General features: G+C 68.9%; 16 protein-coding genes. 11 read left to right on the top strand and 5 right to left on the bottom strand.

Features of this window, described 5'->3' with window-relative positions; all coding sequences use genetic code 11:
* The first annotated feature begins 72 nt into the window (after positions 1-72).
* Positions 73-744: a DUF6250 domain-containing protein gene (locus tag GTH33_RS02245; protein ID WP_243848166.1), complete on the top strand. Its 672-nt coding sequence runs from the start codon at positions 73-75 to the stop codon at positions 742-744.
* Positions 744-3464 (top strand): exo-rhamnogalacturonan lyase family protein, encoded by a 2721-nt coding sequence (locus tag GTH33_RS02240; RefSeq protein ID WP_243848165.1) that lies wholly within the window; start codon positions 744-746, stop codon positions 3462-3464. Before GTH33_RS02245 ends, GTH33_RS02240 begins: the two co-directional genes overlap by 1 nt.
* A gap of 69 nt (positions 3465-3533) precedes the next feature.
* Here GTH33_RS02240 and GTH33_RS02235 read toward each other — a convergent pair whose 3' ends face one another.
* Positions 3534-3788 (bottom strand): glutaredoxin domain-containing protein, encoded by a 255-nt coding sequence (locus GTH33_RS02235; RefSeq protein ID WP_163956905.1) that lies wholly within the window; start codon positions 3786-3788, stop codon positions 3534-3536.
* A gap of 58 nt (positions 3789-3846) precedes the next feature.
* Positions 3847-4584, bottom strand: a complete 738-nt coding sequence (locus tag GTH33_RS02230; RefSeq protein WP_163956904.1) for an arylesterase — start codon at positions 4582-4584, stop codon at positions 3847-3849.
* Between the two features lie 13 nt (positions 4585-4597).
* Here GTH33_RS02230 and GTH33_RS02225 point away from each other — a divergent pair, with 13 nt between their 5' ends.
* Both GTH33_RS02225 and GTH33_RS02220 read left to right on the top strand, forming a co-directional pair.
* Positions 4598-5245 carry an ABC transporter ATP-binding protein gene (locus tag GTH33_RS02225; RefSeq protein WP_249054968.1) on the top strand — a complete coding sequence of 216 codons (648 nt, stop codon included), beginning with the start codon at positions 4598-4600 and terminating at the stop codon, positions 5243-5245.
* A complete protein-coding gene (locus GTH33_RS02220) occupies positions 5242-7740 on the top strand; it encodes an ABC transporter permease (protein ID WP_249054965.1) in 2499 nt (832 codons plus the stop codon). Before GTH33_RS02225 ends, GTH33_RS02220 begins: the two co-directional genes overlap by 4 nt.
* A gap of 17 nt (positions 7741-7757) precedes the next feature.
* On the opposite strand, the gene GTH33_RS02215 is transcribed toward GTH33_RS02220, so the two are convergent.
* Together GTH33_RS02215 and GTH33_RS02210 are read right to left on the bottom strand one after the other, a co-directional pair.
* Positions 7758-8822, bottom strand: a complete 1065-nt coding sequence (locus GTH33_RS02215; protein WP_249054964.1) for an SPL family radical SAM protein — start codon at positions 8820-8822, stop codon at positions 7758-7760.
* Positions 8819-9136 carry a hypothetical protein gene (locus tag GTH33_RS02210; protein WP_163956900.1) on the bottom strand — a complete coding sequence of 106 codons (318 nt, stop codon included), beginning with the start codon at positions 9134-9136 and terminating at the stop codon, positions 8819-8821. Before GTH33_RS02210 ends, GTH33_RS02215 begins: the two co-directional genes overlap by 4 nt.
* Before the next feature lie 47 nt (positions 9137-9183).
* Here GTH33_RS02210 and GTH33_RS02205 point away from each other — a divergent pair, with 47 nt between their 5' ends.
* From GTH33_RS02205 to GTH33_RS02195, 3 genes are all read left to right on the top strand, one after another.
* The gene (locus tag GTH33_RS02205) at positions 9184-10092 is read left to right on the top strand and encodes a type 1 glutamine amidotransferase (protein ID WP_208403907.1); all 909 of its coding nucleotides are present in this window, start codon (positions 9184-9186) and stop codon (positions 10090-10092) included.
* Entirely contained in the window at positions 10089-10472 is a 384-nt protein-coding gene (locus tag GTH33_RS02200; RefSeq protein ID WP_243848164.1) for a reverse transcriptase-like protein, read from the top strand. Before GTH33_RS02205 ends, GTH33_RS02200 begins: the two co-directional genes overlap by 4 nt.
* Before the next feature lie 72 nt (positions 10473-10544).
* Complete coding sequence (locus GTH33_RS02195; RefSeq protein ID WP_163956899.1) at positions 10545-10835, top strand: CsbD family protein; 291 nt, start codon at positions 10545-10547, stop codon at positions 10833-10835.
* An 83-nt stretch (positions 10836-10918) separates the two neighbouring features.
* Here GTH33_RS02195 and GTH33_RS02190 read toward each other — a convergent pair whose 3' ends face one another.
* Positions 10919-11515, bottom strand: coding sequence for a DUF4142 domain-containing protein (locus GTH33_RS02190; protein ID WP_338054393.1), 597 nt, complete (start codon positions 11513-11515; stop codon positions 10919-10921).
* Positions 11516-11658: 143 nt separating this feature from the next.
* Between GTH33_RS02190 and GTH33_RS02185 the strand changes: the two genes are divergently transcribed.
* The 4 genes from GTH33_RS02185 (at position 11659) to GTH33_RS02170 (ending at position 16183) form a co-directional block, all read left to right on the top strand.
* The gene (locus GTH33_RS02185) at positions 11659-12072 is read left to right on the top strand and encodes a DUF3597 family protein (protein WP_163956898.1); all 414 of its coding nucleotides are present in this window, start codon (positions 11659-11661) and stop codon (positions 12070-12072) included.
* A 270-nt stretch (positions 12073-12342) separates the two neighbouring features.
* A complete protein-coding gene (locus tag GTH33_RS02180; protein WP_163956897.1) occupies positions 12343-13977 on the top strand; it encodes a TldD/PmbA family protein in 1635 nt (544 codons plus the stop codon).
* A gap of 12 nt (positions 13978-13989) precedes the next feature.
* Positions 13990-15324 carry a TldD/PmbA family protein gene (locus GTH33_RS02175; protein ID WP_163956896.1) on the top strand — a complete coding sequence of 445 codons (1335 nt, stop codon included), beginning with the start codon at positions 13990-13992 and terminating at the stop codon, positions 15322-15324.
* Between the two features lie 133 nt (positions 15325-15457).
* Positions 15458-16183: a DUF4159 domain-containing protein gene (locus tag GTH33_RS02170; RefSeq protein WP_249054962.1), complete on the top strand. Its 726-nt coding sequence runs from the start codon at positions 15458-15460 to the stop codon at positions 16181-16183.
* The last annotated feature ends 31 nt before the right edge of the window (positions 16184-16214 follow it).

The following is a 16214-nucleotide window of genomic DNA, read 5'->3' as shown; positions in this document are numbered from 1 at the left end:
TTGGCAGCCGGATGCGGGCGACCTAAGCAGGGGACATACGTCGACACAGGGCGACGAACGATGGTGGAGAAGATGCAGAGACCGATGGCGATCCCGCTGATGGCGCTGCTGATGGCTGTGGGCGCTGCCGCGCCGGCGTCCCGGTTCGTATCGTCCGCATCACTGGCGGATTGGCGGATCGAGGCGGAATCGCCCGATGCGCGGGTGACGATGCGATCCGGCGTCATCGACATCGACACGCCCAAGGGGCTGACCCTGTGGTGGCGGCGTCCCGTGGCGGCGCCGGTCGCGATCAGTTTCGAGGCGGTGGCGGTCGCCGCCGGCGGGGTCAACGATCAGGTCAGCGATCTCAACGCCTTCTGGATGGCGACCGATGCCGATGGCGGATCGGTGATCGCGCATCACCGCAGCGGCGCCTTCGCCGCCTACGACGACCTCAAGACCTATTATGTCGGCATCGGCGGCAACCGCAACACGACGACCCGCTTCCGCCGCTACGTCGGCCAGGCCGGCAATCGTCCGCTGCTCCCCGAACACGACCGCTCGGCCGCCGCCGACATGCTTCGTCCCAATGCGTGGACGCGGATCCGGCTGATCGCCGACGGGCGCGGCGTGGCGGTGGAGCGCGACGGACGCCGGCTGTTCACGCTTGCCGATGCGCAACCCTACCGGCGCGGCCATTGGGGGCTGCGCACCACCTGGAGTCACCTGCGCATCCGCCGCGTCGTGGTGACGCAGCTCTGATGGAGAGAGACATGCACCTCAGCCGACGCGATACGATCAGGGCGGGGCTGCTCGGCGGCGTCGCCGTCTGGCTGCCGGCGGCGGCGACCGCGGCACCGGCGTTCGCGGCTGCGCCCGTGCGCTGGATCGACGGGGCGGCGCCGGCGATGCATGCGGGGCAGACGTTCGGCGTGGCATGGCCGCGCGGTGCGCTGAAACGCGGCAGCCGGCTGGCGGTGCGGTCGGCGGGCGTCGCGGTGCCGGCGCAGAGCTGGACGACCGCGACTTGGCCCGACGGGTCGATCAAATGGTCGGCGCACGCGATCCCCGCCGATGTCGCACTGGCCGAGCTGTCCGTCACCCGCGGACGCGACACCGCGCCGCAGCAGCCGGTGCGCGTCACCGAAAGCGCCGGTGCGGTGGTCGTTGAGGTCGGCGACCTGCGATGGGACATCGCCCGGTCCGGCGAGGCGCTGATCCGCTCCGCCAGCCAGGGCGGCCGGCCGGTGCTCGGCCCGGTCGCCCTCGTCGGTGCGGTGCGCAGCGATCCGCTGCATGGCGATCCAGCTCCGTTCACCGGTGCGATCGACCGCGTTACCGTCGAACAGCGCGGGCCGGTGCGGGCGGTGGTGAAGATCGAGGGGTATCACGTCACCGGTGAACGGCGGTGGTTGCCGTTCACCGTCCGCCTCTATGCCTATGCGGGATCGGCGGGTCTGCGGATCGTGCACAGCGTGGTGTTCGATGTTGACGCGACGAAGGACTTCCTGTCTGCTCTCGGCGTGCAGGCGACGGTGCCGATGACCGGGGCGCTGCACGACCGCCACGTCCGGATCGCCACCGATCGCCAGATGCTGGTCGAGGGGGTCCGCCCGCTGACCGGGCTGCGCCGCGATCCCGGCAAGGCGTTCCGGGACGCGCAGATCGCGGGCCGGGCGGTGCCGCCGCTGGCCGAGATGGCGCCGGCCGTGCGCGATACGTTGGACCGCATTCCCGCGTGGGGCGATTTCCGCCTCGAACAGCCCAATGCCCATGGCTATGCGATCACCAAGCGCACCGGGCCGGGGCAGGGCTGGGTCGACAGTGCCGAAGGCGCGCGCGCACCGGGCCTCGCCTATGTCGGCGGGCCGGCCGGCGGCGCGGCGATCGGCGTCCGCTATTTCTGGCAGCGGCATCCGACCGCGCTCCATATCGACGGGGCGACGGGCGACGACGCGCGACTGACGGCCTGGCTGTGGTCGCCGGAGGCGCCGGCGATGGATCTGCGCCCGTATCACGGCACCATGGGCATGGCGGGATACGACGCGCAAAACGAGGGGCTGTCGGTCACCTACGAGGATTACGAGCCGGGATGGGACGATGCGTCGGGCATCGCGCGCACCAGCGAGCTGATGCTATGGGCGCTGCCCGCGACCCCGCCGACCGAAACGCTGGCGGCGATGGCGGCGATGCAGGCGCAGCCGTCCCAGCTGATGACCGCGCCGGCGCACCTGCATGCGGCGCAGGTGTTCGGCGACTGGAACCTGCCCGACCGTTCGACCGCCAACCGCAAGGCGATCGAGGACCAGCTGGTCGACCTGATCGATTTCTACGCGGGCGAGGTCGATCGCCGGTCCTGGTACGGTTTCTGGAACCACGGCGACGTCATGCACACTTATGACGCGGACCGGCACCAGTGGCGCTACGACATCGGCGGTTTCGCCTGGGCGAACAGCGAATTGTCGCCAGACCTGTGGCTGTGGACGCAGGTGTTGCGTACCGGCGATGCGCAGGCGTTCCGGCTGGCGGAGGCGATGACCCGGCATACCGGCGAGGTCGACGTCTACCACACCGGCCGTTTCCGCGGCCTCGGCACGCGCCACGGCGTCCAGCACTGGAGCGACAGTTCGAAACAGCCGCGGGTCAGCAACGCCAGCTACCGCCGCATCTTCTATTACCTGACCGCGGACGAGCGCGTCGGCGACCTGCTGCGCGACCTCGTCACCTCGGACCAAGCGCTGACCCGGGTCGAGATCGGGCGCAAGGTGCCCGGCGCCAAGCGGCCGGTGCTGCCGCCGGGGACGATCGAGATGACGTTCGGCACCACCTGGTGCCCGCTGGCGGCGGCGTGGCTGACCGAATGGGAGCGGACCGGCGACACCCGCTGGCGGGATCGCATCCTGGCCGGGCTCGACACCATCGGTCGCCTGCCGCACGGCTGGATGACGGGCAGCGCGCCGTTCGACATGGCGACCGGCCGCTTCATCGACCAGAATCGCAAGATCGGCCTGTCCCACCTCAACGCGGTGTTCGGCGCGGTCGAGGTCAGTTCCGAACTGATCCGCCTGCTCGACGTGCCGCGCTACCGGGCGGCGTGGCTGGAATATTGCCGCTGGTACAACGCACCGCAGGCCGAATATCTCGCCCGCTTCGGCGCGCCGTTCGGCCCGCGCAACCTGCGCGAGGGGCATGCGCGGCTGACCGCCTATGCGGCGTTCGAGGAGAAGGATGCGGCGCTGGCGATGCGGGCGGCGCAGGAATTCCTGTCGGGCGATGCCGGCCTTGGCACATGGCCCGCCGACCCGCGGCGCACGGTCGCGGGCGTGGTGGAATGGCCGGGCGTGTCGACCAACGCCTCGGCGCAATGGGGGCTTGCCGCCATCCAGACGCTGGCGCTGGTTCCGGACGCGCTGGACCGGGTGCCGATCGTCGCGCCCGATGCGCCGGGCCGCAAGCGGGCAAAGGACAACGGCCGCGATTGAGCGCATGCCGGCGTGTCGCCCGTGTCCCGGCCCTGGCCGGGGACACGGGCGACACGCCGGCATGCGCGATTACGCCGCCGCGTTCGCCAGATAGCGTTCCAGGTCGTCGCTGCCGCCGATCTGTTCGCCGTCGATGAAGACCAGCGGCGTCGTCGCCACATCGTGTTCGGCCTTGAACGCCTCCACCTCCTCGCGCGTTCGCAGGATGTGGTCGTCGACCTCATACCCCTCCGCCTGCAGGATCTGCTTGGCGCGGACGCCGAACGGACAAATGTGATCGGGCAGCACCATGCGGTACAGGGTGGCCTTGCGGGTATCGGTCATCGGAAACATCCTCGCGCGAGAGTCCAGCCTATAGCGAAGCGCGGGGCGCGACGTTCCGTCAGCCCGCTGGCGTCAGCCGAGCTGCGACCAGCGGCGTCACCCGATCGGCGATCCGCGCGACGCCGGCCGGGTTGGGATGCACCCGGTCCGCCTGCATCAGCGCGAGATTGCCGATCACGCCGTCGAGGACGAAGGGATACAGGGCCGCCCGGTCGCGCCGGGCGAGGTCGGGCCAGATGGCATCGAATGCGGTCACGTAATCGGCGCCCAGGTTCGGCGGTGCCTTCATGCCGGTCAGCACCACCGGCAGGCCGCGCCGGTGCAGGTCGTCGAGCATCGCGGTCATGTTCGCCCGCGTTTCCGTGGCAGGGATCTGGCGCAGCACGTCGTTGCCGCCCAGCCCGAGCAGCACGAGGTCGGGCTTGCGCGGCAGATTGTCGAGGACGAAGCCCAGCCGCTGGCGCCCGGCCGCGGTGGTATCGCCGGACACGCCGGCATTGACGATCGTCGCGTTGATCCCGCCGCGCCGCAGCCGCGCCTGGATCGCGTCGGGCAGGCTTTGCCCCCGATCGAGGCCATAGCCCGCGTACAGGCTGTCGCCGAATGCCAGTACCAGCCGCTCCGGCCCCGCCGGGCGCGCGACCGTCGCCTCGCCCGGCGCCGCAGACGCGGTGGGCGAGGGTGCCGGTGCCGGCCGATCGCACGCGGCGATCAGCAGGGGGAGCAACAGGGCTTGGACAAGACCGGCGCGTGCCGCATAGCGCTTCGATTCCTGCAAGGTCCGTTCTCCGATCATGACCCCATCCGCTATGGTGATCCAAGCCCGCGATGTCACGCTGACGCTCGGCGACACCGCGATCCTGCGCGGCGTCGACCTGTCGGTCGCGCCCGGCGAGAGCGTCGCGCTGCTCGGCGCATCGGGATCGGGCAAGTCGTCGCTGATGGCGGTGCTCGCCGGCCTCGAGCGGGCGAGCGGCGGCAGCGTCCATGTCGACGGCCTCGATTTCGGTGCGCTCGACGAGGATTCGCTGGCCCGCGGCCGCCGCGGCCGGATCGGCATCGTCCTTCAGGCCTTCCACCTGCTGCCCACGATGACCGCGCGCGAGAATGTCGCGGTGCCGATGGAACTGGCCGGTGCGGCCGACGCATGGGCGCGGGCGGGCGACGAACTGGCCGCCGTCGGCCTTGGCCATCGCCTGGATCACTATCCCGCGCAATTGTCGGGCGGCGAGCAGCAGCGCGTCGCCATCGCCCGCGCGCTCAGCCCCCGGCCGCCGCTGGTGTTCGCCGACGAACCGACCGGCAACCTCGACACCGCGACCGGTGCCGGCATCATGGACCTGCTGTTCGCACGCCGCGCCGCGATCGGCGCGACCCTGCTGGTCATCACCCACGACCGCGGCCTGGCCGAGCGATGCGACCGGGTGGTGACGCTGGCCGACGGGCGTATCGTGTGAGCAGCTGGGGCTTCGCCTGGCGGCTGGCGCGGCGCGAACTCGACTGGCGGTTCCGCGGATTGCGCCTGCTCGTCGTCTGCCTGGTGCTCGGCGTCGGTGCGCTCGCGGCGATCGGCGGGCTGGCCGATGCGGTGGGGCGCGAACTGGCATCGCGCGGAGCCGTCATCCTGGGCGGCGACGTCGAATTCGCGGTATCGCAGCGCCGCGCCGCACCTGCCGAGCGCGTGGCGATGGCGGCCGTCGGCGAGGTGTCGGAAACGATCCGCATGCAGGCCAATGCCGTCGCCGGCGGGGCGGCGGCGCCGATCCAGCTGAAGGCGGTCGATGCCGCCTATCCGCTCTATGGCCGGATCACGCTGGTGGACGGGCGCAGGGTAGCGGGTCCGCCGCCGGGGCAGGCGTGGATCGTGCCGGCGCTGGCCGAACGGCTGGGCCTGCGACGCGGCGGACGCCTGCGGATCGGTGCGGCGACGCTGACCGTCGCGGGTGTCATCGCCGACGAACCCGATCGGCTGGGCGAGGGCTTCACGCTCGGCCCGGTCGCGATCGTCGCGCTGGACACGCTGCCGGCGACGCAGCTGATCCAGCCCGGCAGCCTCTACGACACCCGCTATCGCATCCGACTGCCGGCGGGGCGCGACCCCGCGGCGGTATCCGAACGGTTTCGCGCCGCCTTCCCGGCGGGCGGATGGGAGGCGAAGACCCGCGACCGCGCCTCTCCCGGCGCATCGCGCTTCGTCGACCGCATGGGCGAATTCCTAACGCTGGTCGGCCTCGCCGCACTGGCGATCGCCGGCATCGGCGTCGGGAACGGCGTCGCCTCGTTCCTCGCCGCCCGGCGCGGCGGCATCGCCACGCTGAAGGTGCTGGGCGCGACCACCGCCGACATCGCCCGCATCTATGCGATGGAGATCGGCGCAGCGGCGCTCGCCGGCGTGGCCGGGGGGCTCGCCATCGGGATCGTCATGGTGCCGCTGCTCGGCAAGGCATTGTCGGGCGCGCTGCCGATCGTCCCCGATCTGACGCCGCAGGCATGGCCGTTGCTACGTGCGGCCGCCTATGGCCTGCTGATCGCCGCCGCCTTTGCCGCGCCACCGCTCGCCGCCGCCGGGGCGACGCCCGCCGCCGGCCTGTTGCGCGGTGCGCTCGCCCAGATGCGCGCAAGCTCGTGGCGCGGCCGGATCGTCGCGGGACTCGCCGGCGGCGCCGCCATCGCTCTCGCGATCGCCACATCTGCGCAGCCGGCCATGGCGGCATCCTTCCTTGCCGCGGTGGCGGGCGTGCTGCTGGTGCTGACCGGCCTTGGCCGGCTGGTGCGGATCGCGGCGCGTCGCCTGCCCGCGCCGCGCCGGCCGTTTTTGCGCCTTGCCATCGCCGCGCTGCACCGGCCCGGCGCGCGTACCGAGGCATTGGTGGTCGCGCTCGGCCTGGGCCTCACATTGTTCGTGCTGCTCGCGGCGATCCGCACCAGCATCGATGCGAATATCGCCACCACCGTGCCCGCACGCGCGCCGTCGCTGTTCGCGCTCGACGTGCCGCGCCCGCGCGAGGCGGAATTCCGCCGCACCGTCACCGCCGCCGCCCCGGCCGCGGTAATCAAGACGGTGCCGATCCTGCGCGGCACCATCACCGCGTATCGCGATGTGCGCGTTGCCGACCTCAAGACCCTGCCGGAAGGGGCCTGGGCGCTGCGCGGCGAGCGCGGACTGACCTATGCGGCGACCGTGCCGGAAGGGAGCACGTTGGTTGCCGGGCGCTGGTGGCCGCGCGACTATGCCGGGCCGCCGCTGGTGTCCGTCGACGAACGGCTGGCGCGGGCGCTCCACCTCGCTGTCGGCGATACGCTGACGGTCAGCCTGCTCGGTGTCGAACGGACCGCGCGGATCGCGTCGCTGCGCAAGATCGAATGGGATACGCTGGGCTTCAATTTCGTGCTGGTCTTCTCGCCCGACACGCTGGTCGATGCGCCGCACAACCTGGCGGCGACGATCGACCTGCCGAAGGGGGCGGAGGGCCAGGTGACGCGGGCGCTGCTCGCGCCGTTCCCGTCGGTCTCGGTGATCGAGGTGCGTGGCGTGTTGGCGCAGGTTCGCGACCTTGTCGGGCAAGTCGCCGCAGCGATCGCCGCTGCCGCCGGCGTCGCGGTCGCGGCGGGTATCGCGGTGCTGGTGGGCGCCATCGCCGCGGCGCGGGAGGCGCGCACCTATGACGCGGTGATCCTGCGGACCCTGGGGGCGACGCGGCTGCAGTTGCTGGCGGTGCAGGCGCTGGAATATCTGCTGCTCGGCGCGGTGGTAACGTCGGTCGCGCTCGCGCTGGGCCTCGGCGGTGCGTGGTACGTCGTCGTGCGGATGTTCGATTTCGCCTGGGCACCCGATCCGGTCGCGGTCGGCGTCACGCTGCTGGCCGGCCTCGGCATCACGCTGGCCATCGGGCTAGCAGGGGCGTGGCCGATCCTCGGCATCCGCCCCGCACGGGCGCTACGCCAGGTGTGACGCCCGCGTCGGGCGCGTCACGTCCAGTACAGCACCCGCGCGAACGGCAGCTCCCGCGCAATTTCGGTTTCGAAGAAGCGGCGCAACGCCGTCATCGTGGGCGCGTCATAGACGTGCTTGACCGATCCGAACTTGGTCCGCTTCTCGGTCCGGTTGGCCTCGCCCATGTCGAGGTCGGACCCCGGATACCAGCTGTCCAGCACCGCCTTCGACCCCGGCGTATAGCGATGGGTGATGAGTTCAATCGTGCAATCCACCGCCGGCACGGTCCGCAGCGCCGCGCCGGCCTGCGCGATCAACTCGCCATAGGCCGCCTGCCACCCCTCGGCGGCGATGATCGGCGCGATCGTCAGCCCGACCGGATAGCCGGCCCGCGCCATTTCGGCCAGCGCGGCCAGCCGCGCTGCCACCGGGCTGGTGCCCCCTTCGAACCGGGCGAATTGCGCGGGATTGATCGACGCCCGCATCCGGGTGCGGCCCTGGTGATCCAGCGCCAGCAACGGCTCGACCGCATCGAACTTGGTCGTGAAGCGCAATTGCACCGGCGCCTGCCACCGGCCGAACGCCGCGATCAGCGTCGACAGCGATCCGGTCAGATGCTCCAGTGCGAGCGGATCGGTGTAGCAACTGGCCTCATAGGTCGTGCCTTCGCCGGCCCGCGCCGCGGATCGCGACGTAATCGTCCCTTCACCCAGATAGGCGGGCAGGGCGGCGACGATCGCGGGCAGATTGGCATAGACGCGCGTGATCGGCGGACCCTTCAGCGACCCTGCCAGGTAGCAATAGCTGCAATGCGCCGGGCAGCCCTCCGCCAGGTCGACGCGCCAGTCCGCCGATGGTGCGATCGGTTGCAGCCGCAGCTTCGATGGCGGCGCAACCGTCACCGCCAGCGTCCGCTTCGCCTCCGCATAGGCGCGGCGCGGATCGTCGGGCAAGCCAAGCGCCAGCCGGTCGGATGCCAGCGTCTCCACCGCGATGCCCAGCGCCGTCGCGCGATCGGCGATGGCGCGGCCATGCTCCCACGCCATCGCCGATCGCGTCACCAGCACCCGGCGCGGCAGCCATGGCCCACGACCGCTCACCGTTCCGTCCTTGCCCATGCGGCATAGGGCGTGTTCGCCGCCATGTGGCGGTTGAGGTCGGGGGCGCCGTCGTCCCACCAGACCGGCCCGCGCTCGCCCAGCGCCCGTTTGGCGGCATCCACGCGCGCCCGTGCGGCATGTTCCGCCGCGGCATCCTGCGCGCGCAGCGCGGCGCCGACGTCGCGTCGTGCCGTCATCAGGGCGTCGACCAGCGTGTCGTGCTCCTGCGGCGACAGCGCCGGGTTGGCCTTTCGCCACAACCGGCCACGCACCATCAGGTAACGGCCGTCGGGGGTCGTCGGGGCATCGCTCATCCCCGTCCAACGCGCGCGGCATCGGTTTTGCATCAAATCATGTCGCGATGCACCCGATCGACGCCGAAACGTTTGGCCTGCACGCCTCCAACGAAAGATTTGCCGTGTATCATTTTCTCGTCGCCGAGAGCGAAACCGCCGACGAGCGCGACGCACGCCGCCGTCACGCGGGCCGCAGTTCTGGCGAAAGCTATGCGGCCACCCTCGAACAGATGCATCCGGGCGTCGCGATCACGCGCATTGCGCCCGCCGACGGGGCGGCGGAGGTGCCGTCCGCGGATCGCATCGCCCGCTACGATGCGGTTTTCGTCACCGGATCGCCGCTCCACATCTATGACGACACGCCGGAAGTGCAGCGCCAGCTTGCCTTCATGCGCGCGGTGTTCGCCAGCGGCACGCCCGCATTCGGGTCCTGCGCCGGGCTGCAACTCGCCGTCGCCGCCGCCGGCGGGCGGGTGCGCAAGATGCCGGAGCGGATCGAGGCCGGTATCGCCCGGCGTATCACCGCCACCGCCGATGGTCGCCATCATCCCCTGCTCGCCGGGCGGGCGCCGGCATGGGACGCGCCCGCGATCCACGGCGACGAGGTCGAGGAATTGCCCGTCGGCGGTCTCCTGCTGGCGAGCAACGCCGTCACCCGCGTGCAGGCGGCCGAGATCCGACACGACGGCGGCGTCTTCTGGGGCGTGCAATATCATCCCGAACTCAGCCCCGGCGAGATTGCGGTGGCGCTGCGTCGTCAGGCCGACGACCTGATCGAGGCGGGGCTGGCACGGGACGAAGCGGGGGTCGAATGCCGCGCCGCGCTGCTCGACGCGCTCCATGACGCTCCCGACGATCGCGCCGTGCTGTGGGCGCTCGGGCTGGACCGGCAATTCGCCAACGAAGACACGCGCCGCCTCGAAATCAGCAACTTCATCGCGACCCTGGTCGCACCCCGCCGGCGCGCGGCATGACCGGGCGGATGACGGTGTATTTCGATGGCGGCGCACGGCCCAATCCGGGGCGGATGGAAATCGCGGTCGTCACCGGCGGACGCAGCCATGTCCGTGACGATGTCGGGCAAGGCGACAATTGCACGGCCGAATGGCTGGCGCTGTGCTTCGCCGCGGAGATCGCGCGCGCCGCGGCGGCGCAGGACGTGCTGTTCGTCGGCGATTCGCGAACCATCGTGGAACAGGCGCTGGGACGCTGGGCATGCCGCAGCCCCCAACTGCAACCGCATCTCGCCGCCTATCGCGCGATCGTCGCCGCGATCCCGCGCGTGCACGTCCGGCATGTCCGCCGGTCCAAGAACCTCGCCGGCTACGCGCTGGCGCAGCGCCATCCGCGCTGATCGTTTCGCACCTGCGGAAACTGTCGGCAGCCCGTGCGTTGACGCGCGCAATCATTTCACAGGAGAAACGGCATGAACCAGGATCAGATCGAAGGCGTGGCGACCGACCTTACCGGCAAGGTCAAGGAATCGTTCGGCAAGGCGACGGGCGACACGCAGACCGAGGGCGCCGGTGCCGCCGATCAGCTGAGCGGCAAGGTGCAGAAGACGATCGGCGATACCAAGGAAGCCGTTGCCCGGAATGCCGCGCCGCTCGCCGACAAGGCGCGCAAGTTCGCCAACGATCGCCCCTGGACCGCTGCCGCGCTGGTCGGTGTCGTCGGTGTTGCGATCCTGAACACGCTGCGGGGCAAGAAGGCGTAAGCGCCGAGGGCCTCGCTAAGAAGAAGGGGCGCCGGTTTCGACCGGCGCCCCTTTTTCGTTCCATGCTCCGGCGGAGCGGGCGATCAGGACTTCAGGCCCTTGGCCATGTTGAGATGCGCCGCCACCGTGGGGACGAGACCGGTCGCGAAGGTCTTCAGCGCCGGGACGTCGCCGGTCGCGCCATAGGCCTTCAGCATGTCGAGCGTCTGCTGGTGGCCGGACTGCTGAGCCGCGATATAGGCCGTGTCGAAATCGGCGCCCTTCTTGCCCTGCAAGGCATCGACCGTCGCCTGCTGCTCGGCATTGAGCTTCGGGTCGGGCGTGATCGCCGGGGTCAGACCCGATGTCGTCGCCTTGAGCTTGTCGGTCGACGCGGTGTGTGCGGCGATCATCTGGTTGGCGTATTTCTTGACCGCCGCCGAATTGCTGTTGTCGAGCGCCAGTTTCGACGTCGCGATCTCGAATGCATCGCTTGCCGCGGCGGTGTTGGCGAAGACCTGCCCACCCGTCGCCGGCACGGTCGCATTGTCGCCGGCCATGCCGACGTTGCCGGCATCGAACGTCGCACCGTCGTTGGTCGCCATGCTCGTGTCGGTGGTGTTGGCGGTATCCGTCTTCTGGCCGCAGGCGGCGAGCGCCAAGGCCGATGCCGACAGGATCATCATGGTTTTCTTCAACATTTCCATCTCCCTTACAACGCGGCCCTCAACGTGTCGGCCAGTCAACCCGTTCCGCCGCTGCAACGGCCGGCATGCCGCACGGGCCGGGAGCGTTCCGGTCCGCCCGACGTTGGCACCTTCATCGGTCCGACAGGAGAACGACGTTGAGCATCTTCGGCAATATCATGGGCAAGATCTTTCATCACAAAGCGGACACCGCATCCGCACCGCAGCAGCCGCCGCAGACGACCCAGGCCGCTCCGGCGCAGGCCCCCGCTCCGGCCGCGGCACCCCCGGCAGCGCCAGCCGCGCCGGCGCAGCCGGTCGACGTCGGCGCTGTTCTGGCCGAGATGGCGGCGATGAAGAACGGCGGTGGCAACTATCAAAGTTCGATCGTCGATCTGCTGAAGCTGCTCGACCTCGATTCCAGCCTTTCGGCCCGTAAGGAGCTGGGTCAGGAACTGGGGGTCCATGCCGGTGACGACGGCAGCGCCGAACAGAATATCGCGCTGCACAAGGCAGTGATGGCAAAGCTTGCCGAAAACGGCGGGATCGTGCCGGACAGCCTGCGGAACTGAGCGACCGTCGCCCCTGAGATCGTTGTCCCCGTGAAGACGGCCATGATGCCGTTGGCGGTAGGCGTCGGCATTGGCATATGTCGAGCACCGCCCTTACGGGCTGACGATCCCGGGGGTGGCGGCCCCCGAGAAAAATTACGTCACCCCGATTGACCGGTTCCCCCGGCCAAGCAATGATCGGTGTATGAGGCAGGCAAGTCGCTCGCCTCGCATCAATGCGGCGCCCACGGCAAACATGCCGGCTCGCGCCGATCCGGGGGGACGAGAGCCTTGCATAGACGCGATTTCCTGGCCGCAACCGGCATGGCGCTGGGAGGCGGCGTGCTGCCGTCCTTCCTCGGTCGCGCGATCGCGGCGGAAGAGCTGCAATCGACCATCGACGTCGCCGTCAAGAAGCGGCTCGCCGATGCCGCCTTGAACGCTGCCAAGTCGGCGGGCGCGACCTATTGCGACGTCCGCGTCGGCCGCTACATGCGCCAGTTCGTCATCACGCGCGAAGCCAACGTCCAGAACGTGGTCAACACCGAATCGCTGGGCACCGGCGTGCGCGTCATCGCCGATGGCGCCTGGGGCTTTTCCGCCACCAACGACATGACGCCGGAGGCGGTGGCCAAGGCGGCGCAGCTCGCGGTCGCCATCGCCAAGGCGAATGCCAAGACGCAGACTGCGCCCGTCCAGCTGGCGCCCACGCCCGGCGTCGGGTCGGTCAGCTGGAAGACGCCGATCGTCAAGAATGCGATGGCGGTGCCGCTCAAGGACAAGGTCGACCTGTTGCTCGGCGTCAATGCCGCCGCACAGGGGGCTGGTGCCAATTTCGTCAATTCAATGCTGTTTCTGGTCAACGAGCAGAAGTATTTCGCCAGCACCGACGGATCGTACATCGACCAGGACGTCCACCGCATCTGGGCACCGATGACGGTCACCGCGATCGACAAGGCGAGCGGCAAGTTCCGTACCCGCGAAGGCCTGTCGGCGCCGATGGGCATGGGCTTCGAATATCTGGACGGCAACGCCAAGGACAGGTTCGTCTCGCCCAACGGCGTCGTCAATTACGGCCTGTCCTACGACATGAAGGAGGACGCGATCGCCGCTGCGAAGCAGGCGCAGGCAAAGCTGAAGGCGCCGTCGGTCAAGCCGGGCAAGTACGACCTTGTCCTCGACCCGTCGCATACCTGGCTGACCATCCACGAAAGCATCGGGCATCCCCTCGAGCTGGACCGTGTGCTCGGCTACGAGGCGAATTACGCCGGCACGAGCTTCGTCACGCTCGACAAGGTGAAGGAGCGATTCCAGTACGGCAGCGCCAAGGTCAACATCGTCGCCGACAAGCTGCAACCCGGCAGCCTCGGCGCGGTCGGCTATGACGACGAGGGCGTGAAGACCAAAAAGTGGGATTTGATCCGCGACGGCAAGCTCGTCGATCTGGAAGCGATCCGCGACCAGGCGAAACTTCTGGGCAAGAGCGCGTCGGACGGGTGCTGCTACGCCGACAGCTGGTCGAGCGTGCAGTTCCAGCGCATGCCCAACGTCAGCCTCGAACCCGGCAAGGCGAAACAAAGCGTCGCCGACATGATCGGCGGGGTCGAGAACGGCATCTACATCGTCGGCGACGGCAGCTTCTCGATCGACCAGCAGCGCTACAATGCGCAATTCGGCGGTCAGCTGTTCTACGAGATCAAGAACGGCAAGATCACCCAACAGATCGAGGACGTCGCCTACCAGATCCGCACGCCGGAATTCTGGAACGCCTGCGTCGGCGTCTGCGATGCCAGCGATTACCGGATGGGAGGGAGCTTCTTCGACGGCAAGGGCCAGCCGGCGCAGGTGTCGACCGTCAGCCACGGGTCCTCGACCGCGCGGTTCAACGGCATCAACGTCATCAACACCGCCCGTTCGCTCGGCTGAGGAGACACGATCATGGCAATCTTCACCGAAGAGCAGGCACGCGCTATCCTGACCAAGTGCGTCGCGCTGTCGAAGGCGGACGAATGTACCGCCCAGCTGACCGGTTCGATCGACGGCAACATCCGTTTCGCGCTGAACAACATCTCGACCAGCGGCATCGTGTCGAACGCCGACCTTGCGGTGCAGGTCGCGTTCGGGAAGCGCGTCGGCACCGCAACGATCAATGCGTTCGACGATGCCTCGCTGGAACGCGTCGTCCGCCGGGCGGAGGAACTCGCCCGCCTGGCGCCCGAGAACCCGGAATTCGTGCCGGCCGTCGGCAAGCAGACCTATAAGGCGACGCCGACGTTCAGTCAGGCGACGGCCGACATCACGCCGGAATATCGCGCCAGGGTGGCGGGCGATTCGATCGCGGCGTGCAAGGCGCAGAAGCTGATCGCCGCCGGCTTTCTGCAGGACGGCCAAAGCTTCGTCGCCTTTGCCAATTCCAAGGGCAATTTCGGCTATCAGCGTGCCAGCGGCGCCGATTACACCTGTACCGTGCGTAGCGAGGACGGGCGCGGATCGGGCTGGGTCGGCCGCAACGTACAGGACGTCAGCACCTTCTCCGCCGCCACCGACATCCGCACCGCGGCCCGCAAGGCGGCAGGATCCGTAGACGCACGTGCGCTGGAGCCGGGCAAATATACCGTCATTCTGGAACCGGCGGCGGCAGCCGGCCTGATCGGTTTCATGTTCAATTTCTTCGGCGCGCGCGAGGCCGACGAGGGGCGCAGCTTCCTGTCGAAGAAGGGCGGCGGCAACAAGATCGGCGAACAGGTGTTTGACCCGCGGGTCAACATCTACGCCGATCCCAACCACCCCGATGCGCCCGCGATGCCGTGGGATGACAATGGACTGCCGCGGTCGCGCTTCCAGATCGTGCAGAACGGCAAGATCGCGAACCTCGACTATTCACGCTACTGGGCGCAGAAGCTGGGCAAGCCCGCCACCGCCGAACCGGGCAACATCATCATGGATGGCGGTACCAAGTCCACCGCCGATCTGGTGCGCGGCACCCAGAAGGGCATTCTGGTGACGCGGACGTGGTATATCCGGATGGTCGATCCGCAGACGGTGCTGCTGACCGGCCTGACGCGCGATGGCACGTTCTACATCGAAAACGGCGAGATCAAATATCCGTTGAAGAACTTCCGCTTCAACGAAAGCCCGGTCATCATGCTCAACAACATCGACGAACTGGGCAAGCCCGTGCGCGTGAAGGGTGACGAGGGCGACACGATCATGATGCTGCCGCCGATGCGCCTGCGCGACTTCACCTTCACCTCGCTGTCGGACGCGGTGTAATCGGACGGGCATTGGGAAGGACACCAGCTTGCCCGGCCTCCGCCGTCACCCCGGACCCGTTCCGGGGCAGACGGTGCCGCATGCCAGGCGGCCGATGAGTGTGCGGAACGGTGGGCCCCGGAACGGGTCCGGGGTGACCACGGGCATGGGGCGGGCGCCTGGACTGACCCGCCACGACGTCCTTCGCGGCATGATCTTCGCGCTCGCCTCCACCCTCGTTCCCCGCGCCGCTGCCGCGGCGGGGGCCTATGACTTCTGGTTCACGCGGCTGCGCTACGACAGCGGCGACTGGGACGTCGACCAGCGCATGCCCAGCAACCTGCTGACCTCGCTGGTCGATTACACCAATCTGCGGATCGACCCGAAGGAACGCGTTGTCGCGCTCGCCGACCCCAAGATGCTGACCGCGCCATTCTGTTACATGGCGGGCCACCGGCTGGTTGAATTCAACGCTGCCGAACGCCGCAATTTCGAACGCTACGTCCGCAGCGGCGGCTTCGTGTTTGTCGATGATTGCAATCACGATATCGACGGCCTGTTCGCGCAAAGCTTCGAACGGCAGATGCGCGCGATATTCGGGCCCAAGGCGCTCGCCAAGCTGCCGCCGAAGCATCCCATCTTCACCAGTTTCTTCAAGTTCGACGGGCCGCCCAACACCGGGTTCGAACTCAACGGGTGGGGCGACGACCTCGTCCATGAATATCTGCGCGGCATCACCATCGATGGCCGGCTGAACCTGCTCTACAGCAACAAGGACTACGGGTGCGAATGGGATTACGACTGGCGCAACAAGCGGTTCCTGGCGCAGGACAATACGAAGTTCGGCGTCAACATCGTGATGTACGCGCTCAATTCGTGACAGACCGTCAGCGCGGGCGCAGCGCAGCAAT

Source organism: Sphingomonas insulae (genome assembly GCF_010450875.1).
Classification (GTDB): domain Bacteria; phylum Pseudomonadota; class Alphaproteobacteria; order Sphingomonadales; family Sphingomonadaceae; genus Sphingomonas; species Sphingomonas insulae.
The sequence above is the reverse complement of the archived record's forward strand: the minus strand, read 5'-3'. Positions and strand labels throughout refer to the sequence as shown.